19 protein-coding genes are annotated in these 24,270 nt (G+C 71.8%); 10 read left to right on the top strand and 9 right to left on the bottom strand.

Annotated features, from left to right (window positions below):
* Positions 1 to 11 precede the first annotated feature (11 nt).
* From AB0947_RS11035 to metG, 3 genes are all read left to right on the top strand, one after another.
* Positions 12 to 1,955 (top strand): FUSC family protein, encoded by a 1,944-nt coding sequence (locus AB0947_RS11035; protein ID WP_366750039.1) that lies wholly within the window; start codon positions 12 to 14, stop codon positions 1,953 to 1,955.
* 84 nt (positions 1,956 to 2,039) lie between these two features.
* Positions 2,040 to 3,872: a VWA domain-containing protein gene (locus tag AB0947_RS11030; protein ID WP_366750038.1), complete on the top strand. Its 1,833-nt coding sequence runs from the start codon at positions 2,040 to 2,042 to the stop codon at positions 3,870 to 3,872.
* Between the two features lie 106 nt (positions 3,873 to 3,978).
* The gene (gene metG / locus AB0947_RS11025) at positions 3,979 to 5,694 is read left to right on the top strand and encodes a methionine--tRNA ligase (protein WP_366750037.1); all 1,716 of its coding nucleotides are present in this window, start codon (positions 3,979 to 3,981) and stop codon (positions 5,692 to 5,694) included.
* Positions 5,695 to 5,781: 87 nt separating this feature from the next.
* On the opposite strand, the gene AB0947_RS11020 is transcribed toward metG, so the two are convergent.
* Together AB0947_RS11020 and AB0947_RS11015 are read right to left on the bottom strand one after the other, a co-directional pair.
* A complete protein-coding gene (locus AB0947_RS11020) occupies positions 5,782 to 5,994 on the bottom strand; it encodes a DUF397 domain-containing protein (RefSeq protein ID WP_366750036.1) in 213 nt (70 codons plus the stop codon).
* The gene (locus tag AB0947_RS11015) at positions 5,991 to 6,866 is read right to left on the bottom strand and encodes a helix-turn-helix transcriptional regulator (RefSeq protein WP_366750035.1); all 876 of its coding nucleotides are present in this window, start codon (positions 6,864 to 6,866) and stop codon (positions 5,991 to 5,993) included. The genes AB0947_RS11020 and AB0947_RS11015 overlap by 4 nt, the downstream gene beginning before the upstream one ends.
* Before the next feature lie 451 nt (positions 6,867 to 7,317).
* On the opposite strand from AB0947_RS11015, the gene AB0947_RS11010 reads away from it, so the two are divergent.
* The 3 genes from AB0947_RS11010 to AB0947_RS11000 all read left to right on the top strand — a co-directional run bounded on the left by AB0947_RS11010 (position 7,318) and on the right by AB0947_RS11000 (position 9,637).
* Positions 7,318 to 8,193, top strand: a complete 876-nt coding sequence (locus AB0947_RS11010) for a helix-turn-helix domain-containing protein (protein WP_366750034.1) — start codon at positions 7,318 to 7,320, stop codon at positions 8,191 to 8,193.
* A 47-nt stretch (positions 8,194 to 8,240) separates the two neighbouring features.
* Positions 8,241 to 8,852: a Uma2 family endonuclease gene (locus tag AB0947_RS11005; RefSeq protein WP_366750033.1), complete on the top strand. Its 612-nt coding sequence runs from the start codon at positions 8,241 to 8,243 to the stop codon at positions 8,850 to 8,852.
* Between the two features lie 92 nt (positions 8,853 to 8,944).
* Positions 8,945 to 9,637, top strand: a complete 693-nt coding sequence (locus tag AB0947_RS11000; RefSeq protein ID WP_366750032.1) for a nucleotidyl transferase AbiEii/AbiGii toxin family protein — start codon at positions 8,945 to 8,947, stop codon at positions 9,635 to 9,637.
* Positions 9,638 to 9,643: 6 nt separating this feature from the next.
* On the opposite strand, the gene AB0947_RS10995 is transcribed toward AB0947_RS11000, so the two are convergent.
* Together AB0947_RS10995 and aspS are read right to left on the bottom strand one after the other, a co-directional pair.
* On the bottom strand, positions 9,644 to 10,468 hold the full coding sequence (locus AB0947_RS10995) for an intradiol ring-cleavage dioxygenase (RefSeq protein WP_366750298.1): 825 nt from the start codon (positions 10,466 to 10,468) through the stop codon (positions 9,644 to 9,646).
* Between the two features lie 184 nt (positions 10,469 to 10,652).
* Positions 10,653 to 12,416: an aspartate--tRNA ligase gene (gene aspS, locus AB0947_RS10990; protein WP_366750031.1), complete on the bottom strand. Its 1,764-nt coding sequence runs from the start codon at positions 12,414 to 12,416 to the stop codon at positions 10,653 to 10,655.
* 162 nt (positions 12,417 to 12,578) lie between these two features.
* Between aspS and AB0947_RS10985 the strand changes: the two genes are divergently transcribed.
* A complete protein-coding gene (locus tag AB0947_RS10985) occupies positions 12,579 to 14,729 on the top strand; it encodes a SpoIIE family protein phosphatase (protein ID WP_366750030.1) in 2,151 nt (716 codons plus the stop codon).
* Here the strand turns inward: AB0947_RS10985 and AB0947_RS10980 are convergent.
* The 3 genes from AB0947_RS10980 to AB0947_RS10970 form a co-directional block, all read right to left on the bottom strand.
* Positions 14,681 to 15,745, bottom strand: coding sequence for an AI-2E family transporter (locus AB0947_RS10980; RefSeq protein WP_366750029.1), 1,065 nt, complete (start codon positions 15,743 to 15,745; stop codon positions 14,681 to 14,683). The genes AB0947_RS10985 and AB0947_RS10980 overlap by 49 nt on opposite strands.
* 155 nt (positions 15,746 to 15,900) lie before the next feature.
* Positions 15,901 to 16,872, bottom strand: coding sequence for a pirin family protein (locus tag AB0947_RS10975; protein WP_366750027.1), 972 nt, complete (start codon positions 16,870 to 16,872; stop codon positions 15,901 to 15,903).
* Positions 16,873 to 16,981: 109 nt separating this feature from the next.
* Positions 16,982 to 17,464: an SseB family protein gene (locus AB0947_RS10970; RefSeq protein ID WP_103813517.1), complete on the bottom strand. Its 483-nt coding sequence runs from the start codon at positions 17,462 to 17,464 to the stop codon at positions 16,982 to 16,984.
* 161 nt (positions 17,465 to 17,625) lie between these two features.
* Between AB0947_RS10970 and AB0947_RS10965 the strand changes: the two genes are divergently transcribed.
* The 3 genes from AB0947_RS10965 (at position 17,626) to AB0947_RS10955 (ending at position 21,216) form a co-directional block, all read left to right on the top strand.
* On the top strand, positions 17,626 to 19,452 hold the full coding sequence (locus tag AB0947_RS10965; RefSeq protein ID WP_366750297.1) for an acyl-CoA dehydrogenase: 1,827 nt from the start codon (positions 17,626 to 17,628) through the stop codon (positions 19,450 to 19,452).
* 96 nt (positions 19,453 to 19,548) lie between these two features.
* Entirely contained in the window at positions 19,549 to 20,898 is a 1,350-nt protein-coding gene (locus tag AB0947_RS10960; RefSeq protein WP_366750026.1) for a M18 family aminopeptidase, read from the top strand.
* A gap of 66 nt (positions 20,899 to 20,964) precedes the next feature.
* Positions 20,965 to 21,216 (top strand): DUF6458 family protein, encoded by a 252-nt coding sequence (locus AB0947_RS10955; protein WP_366750025.1) that lies wholly within the window; start codon positions 20,965 to 20,967, stop codon positions 21,214 to 21,216.
* Between the two features lie 31 nt (positions 21,217 to 21,247).
* On the opposite strand, the gene AB0947_RS10950 is transcribed toward AB0947_RS10955, so the two are convergent.
* Together AB0947_RS10950 and AB0947_RS10945 are read right to left on the bottom strand one after the other, a co-directional pair.
* Entirely contained in the window at positions 21,248 to 23,122 is a 1,875-nt protein-coding gene (locus AB0947_RS10950; protein WP_366750024.1) for a thioredoxin-like domain-containing protein, read from the bottom strand.
* A 92-nt stretch (positions 23,123 to 23,214) separates the two neighbouring features.
* A complete protein-coding gene (locus AB0947_RS10945; RefSeq protein WP_366750023.1) occupies positions 23,215 to 24,072 on the bottom strand; it encodes a calcium-binding protein in 858 nt (285 codons plus the stop codon).
* Positions 24,073 to 24,270: the final 198 nt, after the last annotated feature.

The following is a 24,270-nucleotide window of genomic DNA, read 5'->3' as shown; positions in this document are numbered from 1 at the left end:
ATAATGGGCGCATGTCACGAGAGTTCCCCATCGGCCTCACCCCTCCCGACTGGCTGGTCCGGAACCTCATACCCCAGCAGGCCCCGGTCAACGGGGCGGCCGTGGCCCGCGCCGCCCTCGCCATGGCCCTGCCGCTGGCGCTCGGTCTCGCCGCCGGCCGCCCGGCCTACGGCGCCCTCGCCTCCATGGGCGCCCTGTCCGGCGTCATCGGCGACACCGCCGACGCCTACCGCATGCGCGTCCTCAACATCGCCGTACCGCAACTCTTCGGCGCGGTCGGCGTGGCCCTGGGCACCCTGGTGTACGGGCACGGCTGGTACGCGGTGGCCGCGGTCACCGGCGTCGCCCTGGTCTCCGGCATGATCTCCACGATCGGCGCGGTCGCCTCGGTCTCCGGCCTGCTCCTGCTGCTCAACTGCGTGGTGGGCGCGGGGCTCCCGCTGCCCTCCCCCTGGTGGCTCGCCCCGGCCCTGCTGACCGGCGGCGGCCTCCTCGTCCTCCTCCTCGGGCTGCTGGCCTGGCCGCTGCGCGCGGGCGTGCCCGAACGGGCCGCGGTCGCCGCCACCTACCGCACGGTCGCCACCCTCCTCGCCACCGCCGGCACCGACCGCACCGAGGAGTACGAGGAGGCCCGCCGCACCGTCACCCACTCGCTGAACCAGTCGTACGACCTGATCCTGGCCCGGCGCGCCCGCCACCACGGCCGCAGCCCGGACCTGACCCGGCTCCTCGCCCAGCTGAACGCGATCACTCCCGTGATAGAGGCGGCCCCCGCGGCCCACCTGGCGGCCCGCCCGCTCCCCCCGCAGGTCCCGGAGGCCTTCCACCACCTGGCCGACGCCGTCGCCACCGGCTCGAACACCCTCCCGCCCCTGCACCTGCCCGTCCCCACCACGGAGACGGCCCGCGCGGTGGACCACGCCCTGCGCCACACCGCCGAGGTCGTCGCCGCCCCCGACGTCGACCCCCGGGGCATCGACGACCGCCTGGGCCGGCCGGCCGCCCTCGGCATCCGCACCGCCCGCACGGCCCGCAACGTCGTCCTGTCCGCCAACTCCTGGCGCTACGGCGTACGGCTCGCCGTCTGCATCGGCATCGCGCAGGCCCTGGTCTCCCTGATCCCCGTCCCGCGCTCCTACTGGGTCGCCCTGACCATCACCTTCGTCCTCAAGCCCGACTTCGGCTCGGTCTTCTCCCGCGCGCTGCTGCGCGCGCTCGGCACGGTGGCCGGTCTGCTGATCGCGGCGGTGGTACTGGCCGAGGTCCCGCTCGGCTGGTGGGACGTCCCCGTCCTCTTCCTCCTCGCCCCCCTCATCCCGGCCCTCACCCCCCGGGGCTACGGCTACCAGACGGCCGCCATCACCCCGGTGATCCTCATCCTGTCCGACGTCCTCAACCACCAGGGCACGGCCCTCCTGCTGCCCCGGCTGGCCGACTCCCTCCTGGGCTGCGCCGTCGCCCTGACCGCCGGTTACCTCCTGTGGCCCGAGAGCTGGCACACCCGGGTCGGCGACCGCCTCGCCGACGCGGTGGCCGACACGGCGGCGTACGTCGAGGCCGCCTTCGGCCCGCACGCCGACCCGCCCGCCCGGGCCCGCATGCGCCGCCGCCTCTACCGCGACCTGTCCGTCATCCGCACCGAGTTCCAGCGGGCCCTGACCGAACCACCGCCCACCGGCAGGCGAGCCGCCGCGTGGTGGCCGCTCGTCGTCGCCGTGGAACGGATCGTGGACGCCACGACGGCCGCCCGCGTCCGTGTCCGCCACGGGGCGGCGGCGCCCTCCACGGCCGAGATCACCCAGGTCACCCTGCAACTGCGGGAACTGTCGGAGGGCGTACGGAACGCGGAGACCCTCATCGCCGTCCGCACCGACCTGACCGGCCCGGCGGGCAGCGTCCTGGAACCCCTGCGCCAGGAGGTCGCCGCGGCCCGCTCGATCGCCTCCCCGCGCTGACCGCTCCCGCAATCCGGGGCCGCTAACCTTACGTGTCCGTCCTGGCCAGGGATTGACGGCTCCACCTCACGAAGGGTTGCGCACATGGGCATTCTCACTCTCCTGCGGAACGCATTCGGCCGCTCACGCAAAGCACGAGCCACCGAGCCGGAGGGTGCGCCCGAGACCACCGCGCACTCCCCCTCGGTCCCGGAACCCCGCCGAGCCCCCACCGGGGAACAGGAACTGGTGACGGCGGCCGAAGAACACGAGCTGGTGGCAGCGGCCTTCGACAAGGTGAAAACCACCCCGCCCCAGCCGACGCCGACCCCCTCCGGCACCGAGGACACGGCCCCACCGAAGGCCGAGGAGGAGAAGACCGAAGCACCCCCCACCCCCCGCCCCGAGCCCGCGCCCGCGCCCGAGGAGAGGACCGAGGAGAAGGCCGAGGAGAAGCCTCCGGCCGCAGCCACGGCCGAGGCAGAGGACGGGAAGGCCGAGGACGAGGTCGAGGTCGACGCCGAGGCCGAGGCCGAGAAGAAGGCCGAGGAGAAGCCTCTGGCCGCAGCCAAGGCCGAGACCCACGACGAGGTCGAGGCCGAGGACCAGAAGACCGAGGACGAAGCCGAGCAGAAGGCCGAGCAGGAGCCTCCGGCCGCAGCCACGGCCGAGACCCACGACGAGGTCGAGAAGCAGGCCGAGGAAGAGCCGCCGGCGGCGGCCACTGCCGAGGCGCAGGACGAGACCGAGGCCGCACCCGAGCAGGAGCCCCCGGCCGAGACCACCGCCGAGGTCACGGACGAGGCGGAGGAGAAGCCCGCGCCGACGGCTCCGGCGGAGACCGCGCCGGAGGCCGAGTCCGGGTCGGCGGCCGGCGCGGAGGCAACCGAGCCAGAGGCGGAAGCGGAACCGGCAACCGAGCCGGAGGCGGAAGCGGAGGTGGCGGCTCAGGCAGAGGCGGACGTGGAAGCGGAGGCCGACGAAGCGGCCGTAACCGCCGAGGCGACCACCGCCCCGCAGGCCGCCGACGGCGAGGACGCCCCACAGGGGCCACCCGCGGCCGACGACGAAAGCCGCACGGGTGGTGCCGGTGGGAACACGGACGCCGAAGGCGAAGCCGAGGCGGACACGGACCCCGCGCCGCAGGCAACCAGCGAAGCCGAAGCGGACCCGGCACCGGCACCGGCACCGGCCCCGCAGGCAACCCGCGAACCCGAGACGGACGCGACCCCGCAGGCAACCCGCGAACCCGAGACGGGTGACCAGGCCGAGCCCGCCAACACCCTCGCCGAGATCACGTCCCGCACGCCCTCCCTCGCCACCGCCTACAAGGCCGCCACGACCACCCTCGACAAGACCGGCCTCACCGGCGCCCGCGCCAAGGTCTACCTCGTCCTCGACCGCTCCGCGAGCATGCGGCCGTACTACAAGGACGGCTCCGCCCAGGCCCTCGCCGACCAGACCCTCGCCCTCGCCGCCCACCTGGACCCCGAGGCCACGGTCCACGTCGTCTTCTTCTCCACGGAGGTCGACGGCACCACCGACCTCACCCTCGCCCCGGAGCACGAGACGAAGATCGACGACGTGCACGCCGGCCTCGGACGCATGGGCCGCACCAGCTACCACGCCGCCGTAGAAGCGGTCGTGGCGCACTACGAGAAGAACGCCACCCCCGGCACCCCCGCCCTGGTCGTGTTCCAGACCGACGGCGCCCCGGACGCGAAGACCCCCGCCACCCAGTCCCTCACCGAGACCGCCACCCGCCACCCCGCCCTCTTCTTCTCCTTCGTCGCCTTCGGTGACCACGACAACAAGGCCTTCGACTACCTCCGCAAGCTGAAGACCGGCAACACGTCCTTCTTCCACGCGGGCCCGACCCCGCGCGAGCTCACCGACACGGAGCTGTACGAGGGCGTACTGGCCACCTGGCGCCCGTGACCCCCTGCCGCCCGCTTCTCAGCCCGCAAAACGGGAAGCGGGCGGCTTACACACGTCGGCTACGATTTCAAGGTTCGTACACGTAGCGACCTGGGAGCAGCCCGCGATGGCTCGACACCTCATCACCAGCGCCCTTCCGTACATCAACGGGATCAAGCACCTGGGCAACATGGTGGGGTCCATGCTCCCGGCGGACGTGTACTCCCGGTACCTCCGTCAGCGCGGCCACGACGTCCTGTACATCTGCGCGACGGACGAGCACGGCACCCCCGCCGAACTGGCCGCCAAGGAGCAGGGCCTGCCGGTGGCCGAGTTCTGCGCGCAGGCGCACGACGCCCAGAAGGCGGTCTACGACGGCTTCGCGCTCGCGTTCGACTACTTCGGCCGCAGCTCCAGCGCGGAGAACCGCGAGATCACCCAGCACTTCGCCCGCAAGCTGAACGAGAACGGCTTCATCGAAGAGCGCGCGATCCGCCAGGTCTACTCGCCCGCCGACGGCCGCTTCCTGCCGGACCGCTACGTGGAGGGCACCTGCCCGCACTGCGGCTACGACAAGGCCCGCGGCGACCAGTGCGAGAACTGCACCCGCGTGCTGGACCCGACCGACCTGATCAACCCGCGCTCGGCGATCTCCGGCTCCACGGACCTGGAGGTCCGCGAGACCAAGCACCTCTTCCTGCTCCAGTCCAAGCTGCAGCACGAGGTCGAGCAGTGGGTCGCCCGGCACGAGGCGGACTGGCCGCAGCTCGCCTCCTCCATCGCCCGCAAGTGGCTGAACGAGGGCCTGCACGACCGGGCGATCACCCGTGACCTGGACTGGGGCGTCCCCGTCCCGGCGGACACCTGGCCGGAGCTGGCGGCCGAGGGCAAGGTCTTCTACGTCTGGTTCGACGCTCCGATCGAGTACATCGGTGCGACGAAGGAGTGGGCCGACCAGGACCCGGAGAACCGCGACTGGAAGTCCTGGTGGTACGAGGCGGACGACACCGTCCGCTACACCGAGTTCATGGCGAAGGACAACGTCCCCTTCCACACGGTGATGTTCCCGGCCACCGAGCTGGGCGTGCGCGAGCCGTGGAAGAAGGTCGACTACGTCAAGGCGTTCAACTGGCTGACGTACTACGGCGGCAAGTTCTCCACCTCGCAGAAGCGGGGCGTCTTCACCGACCAGGCGCTGGACATCCTGCCCGCCGACTACTGGCGCTACTTCCTGATCGCCAACGCCCCCGAGTCGGACGACTCGTCATTCACCTGGGAGCACTTCACCGCCACGGTGAACAAGGACCTGGCCGACACCCTCGGCAACTTCGTCAACCGCGTGCTGTCCTTCTCCAGGAAGCGCTTCGGCGAGGAGGTCCCCGCGGGCGGGGAGCCCGGCGAGGCGGAGCGGAAGCTGGGCGAGGAGATCGCCCGCCTCCTCGCCGAGTACGAAGAGCACATGGAGGCCCTCCAGTTCCGCAAGGCCGCGGCGGCGCTGCGCGCCCTGTGGTCGGCCGGCAACTCCTACCTGGAGGAGAAGGCCCCCTGGCTGGAGATCAAGACCGACAAGGAGGGCGCGGCCCTCACCCTGCGCACGGCGATGAACTTGATCCACCTGTACGCGGTGGTCTCCGAGCCGTTCATCCCGGCGACGGCGAAGACCATGCGGGAGGCGTTCTCCCTGCCGGACGACACCGCCGTCTGGGTGACCCAGGACGAGGCGAAGGCTCTGACCGCGGTCCCGGCCGGCACCCCGTTCACGGTCCCGCCGGTCCTCTTCGCCAAGCTCACGGACGAGGACCTGGCGACCTACAAGGACCGCTTCGGCGGCGAGTCCGCCTGACCGCCCCCGCGGGCGCCGCAGTCGGCTTCGGCAGCCCTCACCTCGGTCTGCTCGTCCTGACCAGGTGAGGGCAGGTCGGTCGAGGGGTCAGCTCCCGGACGCGTACGCGACGAAGTCCGCCCATGACTCCGGGCCGAGGGCGAGGCGGGGGCCGGCGTCCCGGTACTTGGAGTCACGGACGTGGATGGTGCGGGGGGTGGCGGCGACCTCGACGCAGGAGTCACCCTCGGGGCCATCGCTGTAGCTGCTCTTGAACCACGCCAGTTCGGAGGCGTCCCCGGCGAGGGCCTTGCGGATCATGTTTCTCCCAGCAGTTGCTCGACGAAGGCCAGCGACTCCCGTGGGGTAAGAGCCTGTGCCCGGATGGTGCCGTACCTCAGCTCAAGGATGCGGAGCTGTTTCGGATCAGAGACCGGGCGGCCGTTGAAGGCGCCGTCGGAGCGCCCCATGGCCGTACCGTCCTCGAACTTCAGCACCTCGATCTTGCCACTCAGCCCAGGGTGAGCCCCGGAGTCCGTCGGCATCACCTGAAGAGTGACGTTGCGCAACTGCGCGACTTCGAGCAGATGCGCGAGCTGCTGACGCCACACCATTGTGCCTCCCACCCGTCGACGGAGCGTCACCTCTTCCTGGACAAAGCTGAGAGCCGGGCGCGGGGACCGGTCGAAGATGGTCTTGCGTCCCATGCGGGCGGCTACCAAACGATCCAACTCCGCTTCCGTATAAGCGGACTGGGACACCTCGAACAGGGCCCGCGCGTGCTCGGGCGTCTGCAACAGGCCATGGACGCTGAGTCCGACGTAGACCCCCATCTCCACCGCCTTGGCCTCCATCTCCGCCAAGGCGCGCACCTTCTTCGGATACCGGACCTTGTTGACGTCCTCCTTCATCGCCGACAGCAGCCCACCCGCCCCCAACACCTCGTCCGCCCGGTCCAGATACTCCGGCCGGGGAATCCGCTTGCCGCTCTCGATCTTGTAGACGAGATCCTCGCCGTAGCCCACGGACTTCCCGAAGTCGCCGGCCCGCATCCCCACGGCCTCGCGCCGCAGCTTCAGCTGCCGCCCCACGGTGGCGACCACCGCCACGCCCCACTCGTCGTCCGGGTCCACCTCCCACCCCGGCTCGTCAGCCTCGGTCCTCAGCCGCCGAACCTCGCCGTCCACCGACATGCGCGCCCCTCCGTCGTACCGCCTCGTACCAGCCACGCCCTACCCGTACGCGACGCCCAGACAAGCCCGGACACCGCCGGACAACGAGCGGACAGTAATCCTGGGCGAGCACAGCGTCACCAACCACGGTAGGCGCATGCGGCCACGGCGAGTGACGTGTGCCGGAGAGACTCCTCCGCGCCGGAACATGACCGCCCAATCGCCGGTCCGACCTGCGCTCCCTAAGCACTACCCACTGGGGAGAAAGGACCCCGCCAAGCCCCACCCCTCCCTCCCGCCGGGCAAACTCACTCCCGCGAGTGAATATGCCCAAGTGGGCTGGATTCGGGACCGGTTGCCTGCCCTAGGCTCAGCACCAGCAGCACACAGACACCCCCAGACATGCGACGGCCCTCGCCGGGACTGCCATCCCAATGCGAGGGCCTGACCACCGAGGAACGGACCTTCCCCGATGGACAACGAAAACCCTAGCGCGACCACGCCCGCCCAGTCCCGTATCCCGGGCAAAAACCACTCCGAAGGGCACCGGCCCGCCGGCGTCGCCCACGACCACGTCCGCCACACCGAGAACTTCACGGTGATCGGCAACGACCTGGCCCAGCACCCGGAGCTGTCCCTGCTCGCCATCGGACTGGCCTGCTACATCCAGTCGGTGCGGCCGGGCACCGCCGTCGACATCAAGTCCCTCGCCGCCCGCTTCCCCGAGGGCCCGACCCGTATCGCCGCCGCCCTGCGGGAACTGGAAACCCACGGCTACCTGCGCCGCACCCGCGAGCGCACCCCCACCGGCCGGATCGTCACCCGCACGGTGTCCTGCAACAGGCCCGGACACCGCGCCGCCCGGGAGACGGCCTCCCGCGGGTCCGCCCGCCGCACGGCCCCCGACGAGCCCGCGCCACGCAAGCGCCTCCCGGCCGTCCCCCAGCCGTCGTACGGCGCGCCCGCCCTCCTGCGGACCGCCGTCGACGTGCTCGCCGGCCTGCGCCGCCACGACCCCCGCCTGTTCCTGTCCGCCGCCGACGCCGAGCACCTCGCCCCCGGCGTCGCGGCCTGGCTGGAACGCGACCTGACCCCCACCGCCGTGCGCCACGCCCTGACCGCGAACCTGCCGAACGAGCCCCTGATCCGCCCGGCCGCCCTCCTCGCCCACCGCCTGGCCGCCCAGCTGCCACCCCCGCCGCCGTTCAGGCCACCGGCCGCACCGGCCCCGGAGCCCCGGCATCCCCTCCAGACCTGCGACGGCTGTGACCGCGCCTTCCGGGCGCCTGAACCGGGCCGGTGCCGCGACTGCCGGTCCGATCCATCCCCCGCAGGCCGCCTAGCATGAGAGCGACGATCCTTGCCCCTGGGCACAGACGACGAGGAGCGAGCGCCATGACCATCGCCCCGGACAACGCGCGGCAGGGCGCCTCCCACCTGTACCGGGCCATGCGCGACTTCGTGGAGTCCACCGACGGGACCCTCCCCGGCAAGTTCGAGATCACCAAAGAAGGAATCGTCCTCGACATGATGTCGCCCGTGCGGCCGCACGAGCTCACCGCGCTCCGTCTCCGGAAACGCCTGGAGAAGGTCATGCCCGAGGAGATCGTGGCCCACACGGGCGAGCCCGACGTCGAGATGGAGCCGGAAGGCATCATGCGCCGCCCCGACATCATGGTGATCGCCGAGGCGGACATGGAGGGAGAGGGGGCCTTCGACCCTCGTACCGTCATCGCCGCCGTCGAGATCGTCTCCCGGTCCAACCCGGACAACGACTGGGTCACCAAGTTGCGCGATTACCCCCTGATCGGCATCCCGGTCTACGCGGTCTTCGACCCCCGCACCGGAACCGGCGCCGTCCTCACCGACATCCACGCCACCCCCGAGGGCCCCCGCTACGCCACCCGCAAGGACTTCGTCTACGGCGAGGACGTCACCATCGGCGACTGGACCATCTCCACCGAGGGCCTGCCCCGCTACGCGGCAGGAGGCGACGAGCAGCGGTAGGACCCGCCCGGAGGCGGCCCGCCGCCCCGATCTGTCCGGGAAAAGTTGCCGCTCGTCGCGCATGAGCGGCCGGAAGCCGGAAAGATCTTCGTGTGGACATCCCCGAACCCCATCGCCGGCTCCTCGCGGACGTCGTCGCCGTGGACGGCCCGTACGGCCTGGTCCTGGCCGGCGGCTACGCCCTCCAGGCGCACGGACTGCTCCGCCGCCCGCACGCCGACCTGGACTTCGCCACCGAGAGCGCCGAGGCGATGGAGCACATCGCCGGTGCTGTCGGCGCGGCCCTGGAGGCGCGGGGGCGGCGGGTGCGGGCCGGCGCGGTCACCGCGCGCACCGCACAGCTGACGGTCACGGACCCGCCGACCGGCGAGCCGTGCGCGCTCGCGCTGCACAAGGAGGCGTTCTGGCAGCCGCCGGAACTGACCGGGTACGGTCCGGCGCTCTCCCTGGCGGACGCCGTCGGCACGAAGATCCGCGCCCTGTACGACCGGGGCGCCGCCGTCGACCTCATCGACGCGCAGGCCGCGGCGGCCCGGTTCTCCCTGCCCGCCCTGGAGGAACTGGGCCGCCGGCACGCCCATGACCCGTTCGACCTGCCGACCCTCCAGTCCCGGCTGACGGGCACGGACTTCTACTCCGACCGGGACTTCCTCCGCCACGGCCTGGACGAGTCCGCCGTCGCCGCCCTGCGCGCCTGGGCCCAGCACTGGTCCGACGACATCGCCGAGCGGCTGCTGGAGGAGGGCGCGTCCCCGGACACCGAGACGGACGGGCAGGGCGAGTGAGCCGGATCAGCCGCCGTCGTGCGTCTGGTCCGGGGCCACGCCCAGGGTGAGCCGGGCCCGGACACCGCGGGCGATGTGCCTGCGGTCGTACGACAGGTACAGCAGACCGCCCGCGTGCCCGTTGCCCGGGTAGAGGGTGTCCTCGTCGAGCGTGGTGCGGGTGGTGGTGTTGGCGGAGTACGGCTCCACCTCCTGCGTCAGCAGCACCGCCTGTTCGGCGAAGAACAGCTGCCCGGTGTGGCAGGTGCGGCCGCCCTCGTACCCGGCGTCCGTCCAGGCGCCGTCGACGTGCACCTTGACGTGGATGTGCACACAGCGGCCCTGGTACCAGCCGGGGAAGACCGTCCGGAAGGTGGCGTGCCCGTGTCTGTCGGTGCGCCAGGTGCCGCGCAGGTAGCGGGTGTCGTCGGTGGGCTCCTGGTGCCCACCGCCGCCGGGGCCGCCGGGGCCCCCTGACGGAGGGGCGCCGGTGGGCGTACCGGTCGGGGTGCCGGTCGGGGCGGGGCCGCCGCCACCGCCTGTGCCGCTGCCCGACGCCTCGTACCCGGAGTAGACGCCCAGCGCGTTGCAGTGCCAGATGTCGACGGCCGCGTTCCGCAGCGGTTCGCAGGTCTGCGCGTCGATCACCTTGAGGGTGAGCGTCAGCGGGATGCCGTCCTGGTCCTCGGTGACGTCCTGCCGGATCTTGTCGGCGTCGATGTAATAGGGGCCCTCCACGGTCTCGGAGGTCAGCGTGTAGCAGAGGTCCGCGGTGGTGTCGTCGTCCGCGGACGCGTCGACGGCCAGGGCGCCGCCCAGGCCCACGGCCACGGCGGTGGCACCGCCCGCCATGATCACCGTACGACGGGACGGGCGGGACGGCTCGCGGCCGCCGGGGCCGGTCTCAGGGGTGTTGGTCATGGGCCGGGACCGTAGGGACGGAAGCTGTCACCGGGCCCGGAGACGGCTGTGCGCGCCGATCGTCAAGAGCGAGTCAGGACAGATCGGCGCGCACGGCCGGACGCTTGCCGGTTGGCTACTTGGGCTGCGGCTTCCGGATGGTCAGGTGCAGCTCGCGCAGGCGGGACTCGTCCAGCTCGGTCGGGGCGCCCATCATCAGGTCCTGGGCGTTGCCGTTGAGCGGGAAGGCGATCGTCTCGCGGATGTTGGGCTCGTCCGCGAGGAGCATGACGATCCGGTCCACGCCCGGGGCGATGCCACCGTGCGGCGGGGCGCCGAAGCGGAACGCGCGCAGCATGCCCGCGAACTTCTCCTCGACGGTCTCCCGGTCGTAGCCCGCGATCTCGAAGGCCTTGAGCATGATCTCCGGGTCGTGGTTCCGGATCGCGCCCGAGGACAGCTCGACGCCGTTGCAGACGATGTCGTACTGCCAGCCCAGGACGTCCAGCGGGTCCTGGGTCCGGAGGGCCTCCAGGCCGCCCTGCGGCATCGAGAAGGGGTTGTGGGAGAAGTCGATCCCGCCGGTCTCCTCGTCCTTCTCGTACATCGGGAAGTCGACGATCCAGCAGAAGCGGAACACGCCCTCCTCGAAGTGGCCCGCGCGCTTGGCCGCCTCCACGCGGACCGCGCCCATGATCTTCGAGACCTCGTCGTACTCACCGGCGCCGAAGAAGACGGCGTGGCCGGGGGCCAGGGAGAGGCGCTTGGTCAGCTCGGCGACGTTCGCCTCGGTGAGGAACTTCGCGATCGGGCCGGAGAGCGAGCCGTCCTCGGCCACGCGCACCCAGGCCAGGCCCTTGGCGCCCTGCTCGACGGCGTACTCACCGAGCTGGTCGAAGAACTTGCGGGGCTGCGCGGACACGTCCGGAACCGGCAGCGCACGCACGTGCTTGCCGGCGAAGGCCTTGAACTCCGAGCCCTCGAAGACGTCGGTGATGTCGACCAGCTCCAGCTTGGCGCGCAGGTCCGGCTTGTCGGAGCCGTACTTCAGCATCGCCTCGCGGAACGGGATGCGCGGGAACGGGGAGGTGACGTGGCGGCCGCCGCCGAACTCCTCGAACAGCTCCGTCATGAGCTTCTCGATCGGCTGGAAGACGTCCTCCTGCTCGACGAAGCTCATCTCGACGTCGAGCTGGTAGAACTCGCCGGGCGAGCGGTCGGCGCGGGCGTCCTCGTCGCGGAAGCAGGGCGCGATCTGGAAGTAGCGGTCGAAGCCGGAGATCATCAGCAGCTGCTTGAACTGCTGCGGGGCCTGCGGCAGCGCGTAGAACTTGCCCGGGTGCACCCGGGAGGGGACCACGTAGTCGCGGGCGCCCTCGGGAGAGGTGGCGGACAGGATCGGCGTCGCCATCTCGTTGAAGCCCATCGCCGACATCTTCTGGCGGATCGCGGAGATCACGGCCGTACGCAGCATGATGTTGCGGTGCATGCGCTCGCGGCGCAGGTCCAGGAAGCGGTACTCCAGGCGCCGCTCCTCGTTGACCCCGTCCTCGGTGTTGATGGTGAAGGGCAGGGGCTGCGCCGCGCCGAGCAGCTCGACCTCGGCGACCTCGACCTCGATCTCGCCGGTGGGCAGGTCGGGGTTCACGTTCTCGGTTCCACGTGAAACAACGCGGCCGTCGACACGGACCGAGGACTCCTTGGAGATCTTGTCCAGGGCCTCGTACGCCGGGGTGCCCGGGCGCGCGACCAGCTGCGTGATGCCGTAGTGGTCACGGAGATCGATGAAGAGGATGCCGCCCAGGTCGCGCCGATTGTGCAGCCAGCCACTCAGCCGGACGTCGGTGCCGACGTCAGAGGCGCGGAGCTGGCCGCAGGTGTGGGACCTGTACCGATGCATCGTCGTTCATCCAGTCTTTGCGGATCGGGTGTCGCCAGGCGGGTACGGCCTAGGCCATCCCAAGGGTACCGGCCACCCCAAGATCGGCTCCCACCATTACCGTCCGTACCGCGCGCCCGTCTACGGTGGCAGGCTCCGCGCACCTCTCCATAAAGTGGGGCAATGCGTACAGGTGAGCCGCTGCCGTCCGTGGAGGAGGTCCTCGCCTCCCTCGCGACCGGGCTCTGGCACTGGGACACCCACACCGGGCTGGTCACCGTGGACGCGGAGGCGGCGCGGCTGCTCGGCCTGCCGGCGGAGCCCGCCACCCTGACGGAGGCGCAGACCCGGGCCCGCCTCCATCCGGTCGACTGGAACGAGATCACCGGCGTGGTGCGGCTGGCCGTCGCCGAGGGCACCCTCGCCGAGGTGCGCATCCGGATCATGGACGGGGACGGCAACATCGTGCGGATCGTCCGCAGCCGGTCCAAGCCGTCCTTCGACCCCGAGCGGCACGCGTACGAGCTGATCGGCACCCTCCAGGAGGTGACCGATCCGGCCCCGGGCACGGCGGCCGGCCGCAGTGCCGTCACCGGGGACTGGCGGCGCTCCCGCGAGGCGTTCCTGCTGGACGCGGGCCGGGCGCTGGCGGAGGCCCGGTCCACGGCGGAGGTGCTGCGGGTCGCGGGCGCCCTGTCGATGCCGGGGTTCTCGCCGGACGGACTCGTGGTGTTCGGCGTCGAGGGCGACCGGCTGACGATCACCGGCCAGCACGGGCACACCCCCGCCGACATGGGCCCCTTCTCGGACATGCCGCTGGCCACCGACTATCCGGCGGCCGAGGTCGTGCGCACGGGCCGCGCGGTGTACCTCTCCTCGCCCGAGGCCTACCGGGAGCGCTACCCGGCGACCTGGCCGCTCGCCCGGCACTTCGGGCGCCGCTCCTGGGCGTTCCTGCCGCTCACGGCCGGCGGGCGCACGAGGGGCGCCTGGATGGCCGCCTTCACCTATCCCGTGGCGTTCACCCCGGACGAGCGCGCGGTCCTGACGACGGTCGCCCGGATGCTCGCCCAGGCGCTGTTCCGGGCCGGCGCCGCCGAGTCCGCGCGGGAGCTGACGGAGGGCCTCCAGCGCTCCATGCTGCCGTCGCTCGGCCCCGAGATCCCCGGGATGCGGGTGGCCGCCCGCTACATCCCGACCGGCGGCGGACTCCAGGTCGGCGGCGACTGGTACGACATGATCCCGCTGCCCTCCGGCCGCTTCGCCCTGGTCATCGGGGACGTCCAGGGCCATGACGTGCGCGCGGCCGGCCTGATGGGCCAGCTGCGGATCGCGCTGCGCGCCTACGCCTCCGAGGGGCACCGCCCGGACGCCGTCCTCTCCCGCGCCTCCCGCTTCCTGCACGGCCTCACCGACGACGCCGGGGAGGACGCGCTGGCCGACCTCCGCTTCGCGACCTGCCTGTACGTGGAGGCCGACCCGCCGACCGGGCGGCTGGAGATGGCCCGCGCCGGCCACCCGGACCCGGTGATCCGGATGACGGACGGCACGGTGATGGCCCGCCCGACGACGGGCGGGCTGCCGCTGGGCCTCGACCCGGACGCCGACTACCCGACGACCCGGTTCACGCTCGAACCCGGCGAGACGCTGATGCTGTGCACCGACGGCCTGATCGAGACCGGCGGGCACGACATGGAGAGCGGCTGGCGCCGGCTGCGCGCGATCCTGGAGGACCACGAGGGCGACCTGGAGTCCCTGGCCGACGCGCTGGTGCAGGGCGTGCACGGGCCGTCCTCGCACCACACGACCGGCCCGCTGGCCGACCGCCGCGAGGACGACATCGCGCTGCTGCTGCTGGGCCGGCCGGGGGAGGGCCGCGGGCGCGGCGACACCCTAACGGTACGGCCGGTGGTGCGGCGCACGCTGCTGTCGGTGGCGCAGGACGAGCCGGAGCGGATCGCCGAGGCCCGCCAGCACCTGCGCGGGCTGCTGCACGACTGGACGTCGGCCGAGCAGGTGGACGCGGCGGTGCTGCTGGTCTCGGAGATGGTCACCAACGTGCTGGTGCACACCGACGCCGACGCGGTGCTGCTCGCGGAGGTCATGGGCGAGGGTCCCGGGCGGCGGCTGCGGGTGGAGGTCTTCGACACCGGCGACGACCTCCCGCACAAGCGCCGCCCCGGTGAACTGGCCTCCTCCGGGCGGGGCCTGATGCTGATCGAGCTCCTCGCGGACGGCTGGGGGGTGGACCCTCGGGGCGAGGGCAAGAGCATCTGGTTCGAGCTCTACGAACCGGGTGGCTCGGGGGCGGGCGCGTCGCGGGACGTGGCCTGACGCCCGCGCAGTTCCCGGACGGCGCCGAAGGCCGCCGCGGTCAGCGGGACCGCGAGGAGCATGCCGAGGATGCCCGCGACCGAGGCTCCCGCGGTGATCGTGAGCAGCACGGCGGCCGGGTGCATCTGCACGGTCCGGCTCTGGATCACCGGTTGCAGCACGTGCCCCTCCAGCACCTGCACCGCGAGCACCACCCCGAGCGCCCACAGCGCGATGACGAAGCCCCGGTCGGCCAGGGTGACCAGCACGGCCACCGCGCCGGAGAGGAAGGCGCCGAGGTAGGGGATGTACGCGCCAACGAAGACGAGTGCGCCGAGCCCGATCGCGCCCGGCACCCGGAGGACCAGCAGGCCGACGGTGATGCACAGGGCGTCGATGAGCGCGATGACGGTCGTGCCGCGCATGAAGCCCTCGACCGCGGCGAAGGACCGCCGGGCGATGGCCTCCAGGAGCTCGGCGCTGCCGCCGGGCGCGAGCGAGCGCAGGCCGGCCAGGGCGCGGTCGGAGTCGCGCAGGAAGAAGAAGACGAGCAGCAGGGCGAGCACGGCCATGGCGATGGACTCGGCGACGACGCTGACGCCGCTGATGACGTTGGACGCGGCGGTGCTGCCGAACCTGCCCAGCAGTTGCCGGGCGTTGGCGGCGAGGTCGTCCAGGCTGGTCCCGGCGGCGCCGAAGTGCCGTGCGACCCCCTTGGCCGCGTTCCGCAGCGAGGCGAGAATCTCCGCGCCGGTGTCGACGAGCGCGGCGACGACGATGTACACGGCACCGCCGACGACGGCCACGACGGCGACGCAGGTGAGCCCGGCCGCCACCGACGCCTGCACCCCGGCCCGCACCAGCCGCCGGTGCAACGGCCCGAGCAGCGCCGTCCCGAGCAGGGCGAGCAGCACCGGCGTGACGGCCGTACGGAACTCCGCGCACAGCCGCACCCCGACCCAGCCGACCCCGGCGGCGAGCAGCAGCACGGCGCACCAGGCGGCGAACCGGCGGGCGGCGACAGGGAGGAACTGCACGCGTCCAGCGGATCACGCGGCGCGCCGGCTGTCCTGTGCCGCGGGTCCGGGCGGGTGAGGACACGCCGGCCCCGGCCGACGTACGGCCGGGGTCATGCGGGGGAGCCGGCGGGCGCCCGGCGGGTCGTCCGCGGGGGCGTCCCGCCGGGGAGCGGTCAGATGCCGCCTTCGGTCATCCCGTGGACCGCCGGGATGCTGCCGAGCCGGCCCTTCTGGAAGTCCTCGAAGGCCTGCATCAGTTCTTCCTTGGAGTTCATGACGAACGGGCCGTAGTGGGCCATCGGCTCCCGGATGGGCTGTCCGCCGAGGAGGACGACCTCCAGGTCCGGGGTGTGCGAGTCCTGCTTCTCGTCCGCGCGGACGGTGAGCGAGGAGCCGGCGCCGAAGACGGCCGTCTGGCCCAGGTGGATCGGGCGGCGCTCCGCGCCGACGCTGCCGCGGCCCGCGAGGACGTACGCCAGACCGTTGAAGTCCTCCCGCCACGGCAGGGTGAGTTCCGCTCCCGGGGCGAGGGTCGCGTGGATCATCGTGATCGGGGTGTGGGTGATGCCCGGGCCCTGATGGCCGTCCAGCTCGCCGGCGATGACCCGCAGCAGCGCGCCGCCGTCGGGGGTGGTGAGGAGCTGGACGTTGCCGCCGCGGATGTCCTGGTAGCGCGGGGCCATCATCTTGTCCTTGGCGGGGAGGTTCACCCACAGCTGGAGCCCGTGGAAGAGGCCGCCGGACACGACGAGGGACTCCGGCGGGGCCTCGATGTGCAGCAGGCCCGAGCCCGCGGTCATCCACTGCGTGTCGCCGTTGGTGATGGTGCCGCCGCCGCCGTTGCTGTCCTGGTGGTCGAAGACGCCGTCGATGATGTACGTGACGGTCTCGAAGCCGCGGTGCGGGTGCCAGGGGGTGCCCTTGGGCTCGCCCGGCGCGTACTCCACCTCGCCCATCTGGTCCATCATGATGAACGGGTCGAGGTGGCGGTAGTTGATCCCCGCGAACGCCCGGCGCACCGGGAAGCCCTCGCCCTCGTAACCGCTCGGGGCGGTCGTGACGGTGAGCACGCGGCGTGCCACGGCGTCGGCGGGAGCGGTCACACGGGGCAGCGTCAGCGGGTTCTCGACGGTCACTGCAGGCATGGTGGGTACCTCCTTGGTACGCCCACTTTAGTTGAGCGTTGAACTTCTTGCCACCCAGAACAGAGAAAGCCCGGAGGGCATTCCCCTCCGGGCTCCCCGCGCGCGACGCCTAGCCGTACATGCGGCGCATCGCGAAGTCGACCATCTGCTCGACCGCCTTCGCGTCGAAGACCATCCGGTGCTCGCCCTCCATGTCCAGGACGAAGCCGTAGCCGGTCGGCAGCAGGTCGATCACCTCGGCGCCGGTGATGACGAAGTACTTGGACTCCTTGCCGGCGTACCGGCGCAGCTCCTTCAGCGAGGTGAACATCGGGATCACCGGCTGCTGGGTGTTGTGCAGCGCCAGGAAGCCGGGGGTGTCGCCGCGCGGGCAGTACACCTTCGACGTGGCGAAGATCTGCTGGAAGTCCTCGGCGGACATCTGCCCGGTCGTGAAGGCGCGCACCGCGTCCGCGAGCGAGGGCGGCGACGGCTCGGGGTACAGCGGCGGCTGCTGCCCGTATCCGCCGACACCACCCGGCATCTGCTGCTGCGACGAGGCGTACTGCTGCTGGGCAGCGCCCCCGTCCATGGGCTGGCCGTATCCGTACATGCGCGTAAGGGTACTGAGAACCGGGCGAGGGGTGGGTCACAGATACCGGGATCGGGGTTGCTTGTTATTACCGACGGGTAGCATCATCGTAGCTACTTGTTGGTACGTGAACTAGGTGCGAGGAGCAAGTGCCTCGCCGATCCCTCTACGGAGCCGTCGCCATGGGGCACTACAAGCCGAATCTCCGCGACATCGAGTTCAACCTCTTCGAAGTACTGGGGCGCGACAAGGTGTACGGCACCGGCCCGTTCGAGGAGATGGACGTCGAGACCGCCAAGAGCGTCCTGGAGGAGCTGACCCGCCTCTCCGAGAACGAGCTGGCCGAGTCCTTCGCCGACGCCGACCGCAACCCGCCGGTCTTCGACCCGGAGACCAACACCGCGCCCGTCCCGGCGTCCTTCAAGAAGAGCTACCAGGCCTTCATGGACTCCGAGTACTGGCGGCTCGGCCTGCCCGAGGAGATCGGCGGCACCACCGCTCCGCGCTCCCTGATCTGGGCCTACGCCGAGCTGATCCTGGGCGCCAACCCGGCCGTGTGGATGTACTCCTCCGGCCCCGCGTTCGCCGGCATCCTCTTCGAGGAGGGCAACGAGGTCCAGAAGCACATCGCCGAGATCGCCGTCGAGAAGCAGTGGGGCTCCACCATGGTCCTCACCGAGCCCGACGCGGGCTCGGACGTCGGCGCCGGCCGCACCAAGGCCGTGCAGCAGGAGGACGGCTCCTGGCACATCGAGGGCGTGAAGCGCTTCATCACCTCCGGTGAGCACGACATGTCGGAGAACATCCTCCACTACGTGCTCGCGCGTCCCGAGGGCGCCGGCCCCGGCACCAAGGGCCTGTCCCTCTTCCTCGTCCCGAAGTACCTCTTCGACTTCGAGACCGGCGAGCTGGGCGAGCGCAACGGCGTCTACGCCACCAACGTCGAGCACAAGATGGGCCTGAAGGCCTCCAACACGTGCGAGATGACCTTCGGCGACAAGCACCCCGCCAAGGGCTGGCTGATCGGCGACAAGCACGACGGCATCCGCCAGATGTTCCGCATCATCGAGTTCGCCCGCATGATGGTCGGCACGAAGGCGATCTCCACGCTCTCCACCGGCTACCTCAACGCGCTGGAGTACGCCAAGGAGCGCGTCCAGGGCCCGGACCTGGCCAACTTCATGGACAAGACCGCGCCCAAGGTCACCATCACCCACCACCCCGACGTGCGCCGCTCGCTGATCACGCAGAAGGCGTACGCGGAGGGCATGCGCGCCCTCGTCCTCTACACCGCCTCGATCCAGGACGCCATCCAGGTCAAGGAGGCGAACGGCGAGGACGCCTCCGCCGAGCACGCGCTGAACGACCTGCTGCTGCCCATCGTCAAGGGCTACGGCTCCGAGAAGGGCTACGAGCAGCTCGCCCAGTCGCTGCAGACCTTCGGCGGCTCCGGCTTCCTCCAGGAGTACCCGATCGAGCAGTACATCCGGGACTCCAAGATCGACACCCTCTACGAGGGCACCACGGCGATCCAGGGCCAGGACTTCTTCTTCCGCAAGATCGTCCGCAACCAGGGCGCCGCGCTGAACTCCCTCGCCGAGGACATCAAGAAGTTCCTGGCGCTCGGCACCGGCGGCGAGGAGCTGTCCGGCGCCCGCGAGCACCTGGCCAAGGCGGCCGTGGAGCTGGAGGCGATCGTCGGCCTGATGCTGACCGACCTCGCCGCCACCGAGCAGGACACCAAGAACATCTACAAGGTCGGCCTGAACACCACCCGCCTGCTCATGGCCTCCGGTGACGTCGTCGTCGGCTACCTGCTCCTGAAGGGCGCCGCGATCGCCGCCGAGAAGCTGGCCACGGCCTCGGCGAAGGACAAGGCGTTCTACACGGGCAAGATCGCCGCGGCGAAGTTCTTCGCGGCGAACGTCCTGCCGGGCGTCACCCTCGCCCGCAAGGTCGCCGCGGGCGTCGAGCTGGACCTGATGGAGCTGGACGAGGCGGCGTTCTGACCGGTCGTCCGGACCTTCCGGACGACCCCGTCGATTCCACGCACGGGCCCGCTCCTTACCGGGAGCGGGCCCGTGCACGTCGTTAAGGTGAATCCCATGAGCGCACCATCCCGCCCGTCACCCGCCGCCGCCCCTCCGGGGAGCGCCTCGCGCGCTCCCCTCACCTTCGACCGCGGCCACACCGACGACCTGATGTCCTTCCTGGCGGCGAGCCCGACGCCGTACCACGCCGTGGCGAACACCGCCGAACGGCTGGAGAAGGCGGGCTTCCGGCAGGTGGCGGAGACGGACGCCTGGGACGGGACGCACGGCGGCAGGTACGTGCTGCGCGGCGGCGCGATCGTGGCCTGGTACGTGCCCGAGGGCGCCGAGCCGCACACCCCCTTCCACATCATCGGGGCGCACACCGACTCCCCGAACCTGCGGGTCAAGCCGCGACCGGACAGCGGGGCGCACGGCTGGCGCCAGGTCGCCGTCGAGATCTACGGCGGCCCGCTGCTGAACTCCTGGCTGGACCGGGACCTCGGCCTGGCCGGCCGGCTGACCCTGCGCGACGGCTCCTCCGTCCTGGTCGACGTGGACCGGCCGCTGCTGCGGGTGCCGCAGCTCGCCATCCACCTGGACCGTTCGGTCGGCTCGGAGGGGCTCAAGCTGGACAAGCAGCGGCACCTCCAGCCGGTGTGGGGCCTCGGCAACGACGTGCTGGACGGCGAACTCATCGCCTTCCTGGAGCAGGAGGCCGCCCTGGAGGCGGGCTCGGTGACCGGCTGGGACCTGATGACGTACCCGGTGGAGCCGCCCGCCTACCTCGGCCGGGACCGCGAGCTGGTCGCCGGTCCGCGGATGGACAACCTGCTGTCCGTGCACGCCGGTGCCGCCGCCCTCGCCGCCGCGGCGGCCTCCGGCGCGGCGCTCACCCGCATCCCGGTGCTGGCCGCCTTCGACCACGAGGAGAACGGCTCACAGTCGGACACCGGCGCGGACGGCCCGCTGCTCGGCACCGTCCTGGAGCGCTCGGTCCTCGCGCGCGGCGGGTCGTTCGAGGACCGGGCCCGCGCCTTCGCCGGCACGGTCTGCCTGTCCTCCGACACGGGCCACGCCGTGCACCCCAACTACGCCGAGCGGCACGACCCGACGCACCACCCGCGCGTCAACGGCGGCCCGATCCTCAAGGTCAACGTCAACAACCGCTACGCCACGGACGGTTCGGGCCGCGCGGTGTTCGCCGCGGCCTGCGAGAAGGCGAACGTCCCCTTCCAGACCTTCGTCTCCAACAACTCCATGCCGTGCGGCACCACGATCGGCCCGATCACCGCGGCCCGGCACGGCATCCGCACGGTCGACATCGGCGTGGCGATCCTTTCCATGCACAGCGTCCGTGAACTCTGCGGCGCCGACGACCCGTTCCTGCTCGCGAACGCCCTGACCGCCTTCCTGGAGGGCTAGTCGGGGCCTGAGGGGGTACCCGGACGGCACCGGAGATTCCGGAACCGGAAGGGGAGGCGAGGTCTCATGGGTCTCGGCGGATGCATCATCCTCATCGCCGTGGGGGCCATTCTGACGTTCGCGACCGACTGGCACATGCACGGCGTCAACCTGACCGTGGTCGGCCTGATCCTGATGGCCGTGGGCCTGATCGGCGTCGCCACGTTCAGCGGAATAGCCCGCCGCCGCCGCGTGGTGGTCCCGCCGACGACCCCGGTGGTGGAGGAGGAACCCCGCCACCACCGCGTCGACGGCTACTCCGACGGCTACGGCGTCTGACGGCTGAACCCACCTGCGCCTGAGGGTGGGTTCAGTCGTTTTCCGGCGACGTGCCCGCCGGCCGCGCCGCTCGGTCCTGCCCGGGGGCCGTCTCGTCCATCCCCGCCAGTACCAGCGGCAACCGGTCCGCGCCGCCCTCGGTGAGGCGGACCGGGACGCCCCAGTCCTGCTGGTGGACGTGGCAGGCCGGGTACGCGTTGGCGGGGTCGTCGTCGCAGGAGGCCGCCATCGCGGAGACGTGCAGCACGCCCTCGGTGACGGCCGGGTTCAGTGCCAGGTCACGCGACAGCTCGGTGTCCGCTCCCTCGCCCTTGAGCAGCAGCTCGGGCGGGGTGGCGGAGACGAGCAGCCGGGTCGAGGGGCCGTACCGGGTGTCGAGCTTCTGGCCGGCCGGGGCCTGGAAGATCACGTCCAGGCGCAGCGCGCCGGGGGCGACCTCGGTCGCGGCGCGCTGGGTGCGGTGGGCGACCGACTCCACGCGCACCGCCTCCTCCGGCAGCCGCAGCCGGGTCAGCCGGTGCCGGGCCGACTCCACGACCACGATGTCCTCGCCGGCCAGGACCGCGTCGCTGGGCTCGCGCAGGTCGGTGGCGAGCGTGGTGACCTCGCCGGTCGCCGGGTCGTAGCGGCGCAGGGCGTGGTTGTAGGTGTCGGCGACGGCGACCGAGCCGTCCGGCAGGGCCGTGACGCCCAGCGGGTGCTGGAGCAGGGCCTGGCCGGCGGCGCCGTCCCGGTGGCCGAAGTCGAACAGGCCGGTGCCGACGGCGGTGTGCACCTGCCCGTCGGGGTCGACCCAGCGCAGGGCGCTCGTCTCGGAGTCGGCGAGCCACAGCCGGTCGGCGGTGGCCGCGAGGCCGGAGGGCTGGGCGAACCAGGCCTCGGCCGCGGGCCCGTCCACCAGGCCCTCGTTGGTGGTGCCCGCCGCCACGGCGACCGTACGGCCGGCCGGGTCGTAGGTCCACAGCTGGTGCACGCCGGCCATCGCGATCCACACCTTGCCGCCGAAGACCGCCACGTCCCACGGCGAGGAGAGGTCCACCTCGCGGGCCGGGCCGGAGGTCGCCGAGCCCTGCCACCACTGCTTCCCGGTGCCCGCCAGGGTGGTCACCTCGCCCGTGGCCGGGTCCAGGCGCCGCAGGGCGTGGTTGACGGTGTCGGCGACCACCACCGAGCCGTCGTCGAGCAGGGCGAGACCCTGGGGCTCGTTGAAGGACGCCGCCCCGGGGCCGCCGTCGGTGAATCCGCGCGTGCCGGAGCCGATGCGCCGTACGACGGTCTCGGCGTCCCCGGCCAGCTCCACCAGCTGGTGCCGGGTGGTGTCGCTGACCAGGAAGGTGCCGGACGGCAGCAGCAGGGCCTTGCCCGGGAAACGCAGCGTCGTCGGTTCGGGCTCCGGCGGCACATAGGGGCCGTCGCCGCGGCGCAGGGTGCCCTTGGCCTCGTGCTCGGCCTCCAGCTCGGTCACCAGCCGCTCGATGGCGTGCACGTGGCCCTCGCCCGCGTGCTGTGCGACGACGTACCCCTCGGGGTCGATCACCACGAGCGTCGGCCAGGCGCGCACCGCGTACTGCTTCCAGGTGGCCAGCTCGGGGTCGTCCAGGACCGGGTGCGCCACGCCGTAGCGCTCCACGGCGTCCACGACCGCCTGGTGCTCGGCCTCGTGCACGAACTTCGGCGAGTGCACCCCGATCACCACGAGCGTGTCCCGGTGCTTCTCCTCCAGCTCGCGCAGCTCGTCCAGGACGTGCAGGCAGTTGATGCAGCAGAAGGTCCAGAAGTCCAGGACGACGATGCGTCCGCGCAGGTCGGCGAGGGTGTACTGCGTCTCTCCCGTGTTCAGCCAGCCGCCCTTGCCGATCAGGTCGGGGGCGCGGACTCGGGCGCGTCGGGGTGCGGAGTCGGTCATGACCCCAAGGGTGCCACCTGACGCCGACAGCCGTTCCCGCGCCTGTGGACAACCCGGGCGCGGTACGACTCCGCCCGTGACCGGCGCGGCGGTCAGTCCTGGTGCAGCACGTTCCGTCCGGGGCCGCCGGAGAGCGTGTCCCGGCCCGGACCGCCGTAGAGCCTGTCGTTGCCGCTGTTGCCGTACAGCTTGTCGTTGCCGCTGTTGCCGTACAGGACGTCGTCGCCCTTGCCGCCGTACAGGGTGTCGTCGCCGGTGCCGCCGGTGAGCGTGTCCTTGCCGTCGTCACCGGCCAGGTACTGCGCTCCGCTGCCGCCGTGCAGCACGTCGTCGCCCTTGCCGCCCTGCACGATGTTGTCGCCGCCGCTCGCGTCGATGGTGTCGTTCCCGTCGCCGCCCCAGGCCAGGCCCTCCTTGCCGACCGTGATCCTGTCGTTGCCCGCGTCGCCCGAGACGTAGGCGCCGTCGAGGCGGCCGGAGTCGGTCGCCTTGTCGTTGCCGGAGCCCAGGGAGATCTGGGCGTAGTAGTAGATCTGGTCGGTGGCGTTCTTGTAGGCGAGGGTGTCGTCGCGGTCACCGAGGTTCACGACGAGGGCGGCGTACGGGTCCTGGCTGTCGAGGCTGGTGACCGTGCAGGAGACCTTCGTGGGGTCCGCGCCGTCCGGGTGGGCGCAGCCGTGACCGGCCTTGATCGTGACGGTGTCATCGATCAGGTAGGTGATGCCCGAGCGGTCGGCGGTGAGGGACGCCGTGACGGTGGCCTTGTTGGCCTGGCCGGGGGCGGCCTGGTACGTGAGCTGCCAGTCGTACTGGTTGACCGCGGCGGTGGCGGGCGAGGTGGCCGCCGACGCGGTGCCGGCCAGGGCGGACGGCACGGCCAGCGCGGCGGCCGTGCCGACGGCCAGGACGAGCGCGCGGGCGGGCCGGCGGTGGTGGGTACGAGCGGACACGGTGACCTCCGGGGGGAACGGGCGGACTCTTCGGCCGGCCGGCGCCGGCTTCCGCACCGTTCGACTCGGGGGTGGTGCCGTTGGTTGGCCAACACCCCGGGAGCACCGGAAGTTCATTCGCGGAACACCTGGTGTCCCGGTGGATTCCGGCCTCCCGTCAGGGGCGCGCCGCGAGACGCTCGCCGTGGAGCGCGCGCG

The sequence above is a fragment of the Streptomyces sp. NPDC047841 genome, from assembly GCF_040704085.1.
Classification (GTDB): Bacteria; Actinomycetota; Actinomycetes; order Streptomycetales; family Streptomycetaceae; genus Streptomyces; species Streptomyces argyrophylli.
Note: the sequence above shows the minus strand (reverse complement) of the source record. Positions and strands in the feature narration are given on the sequence as shown.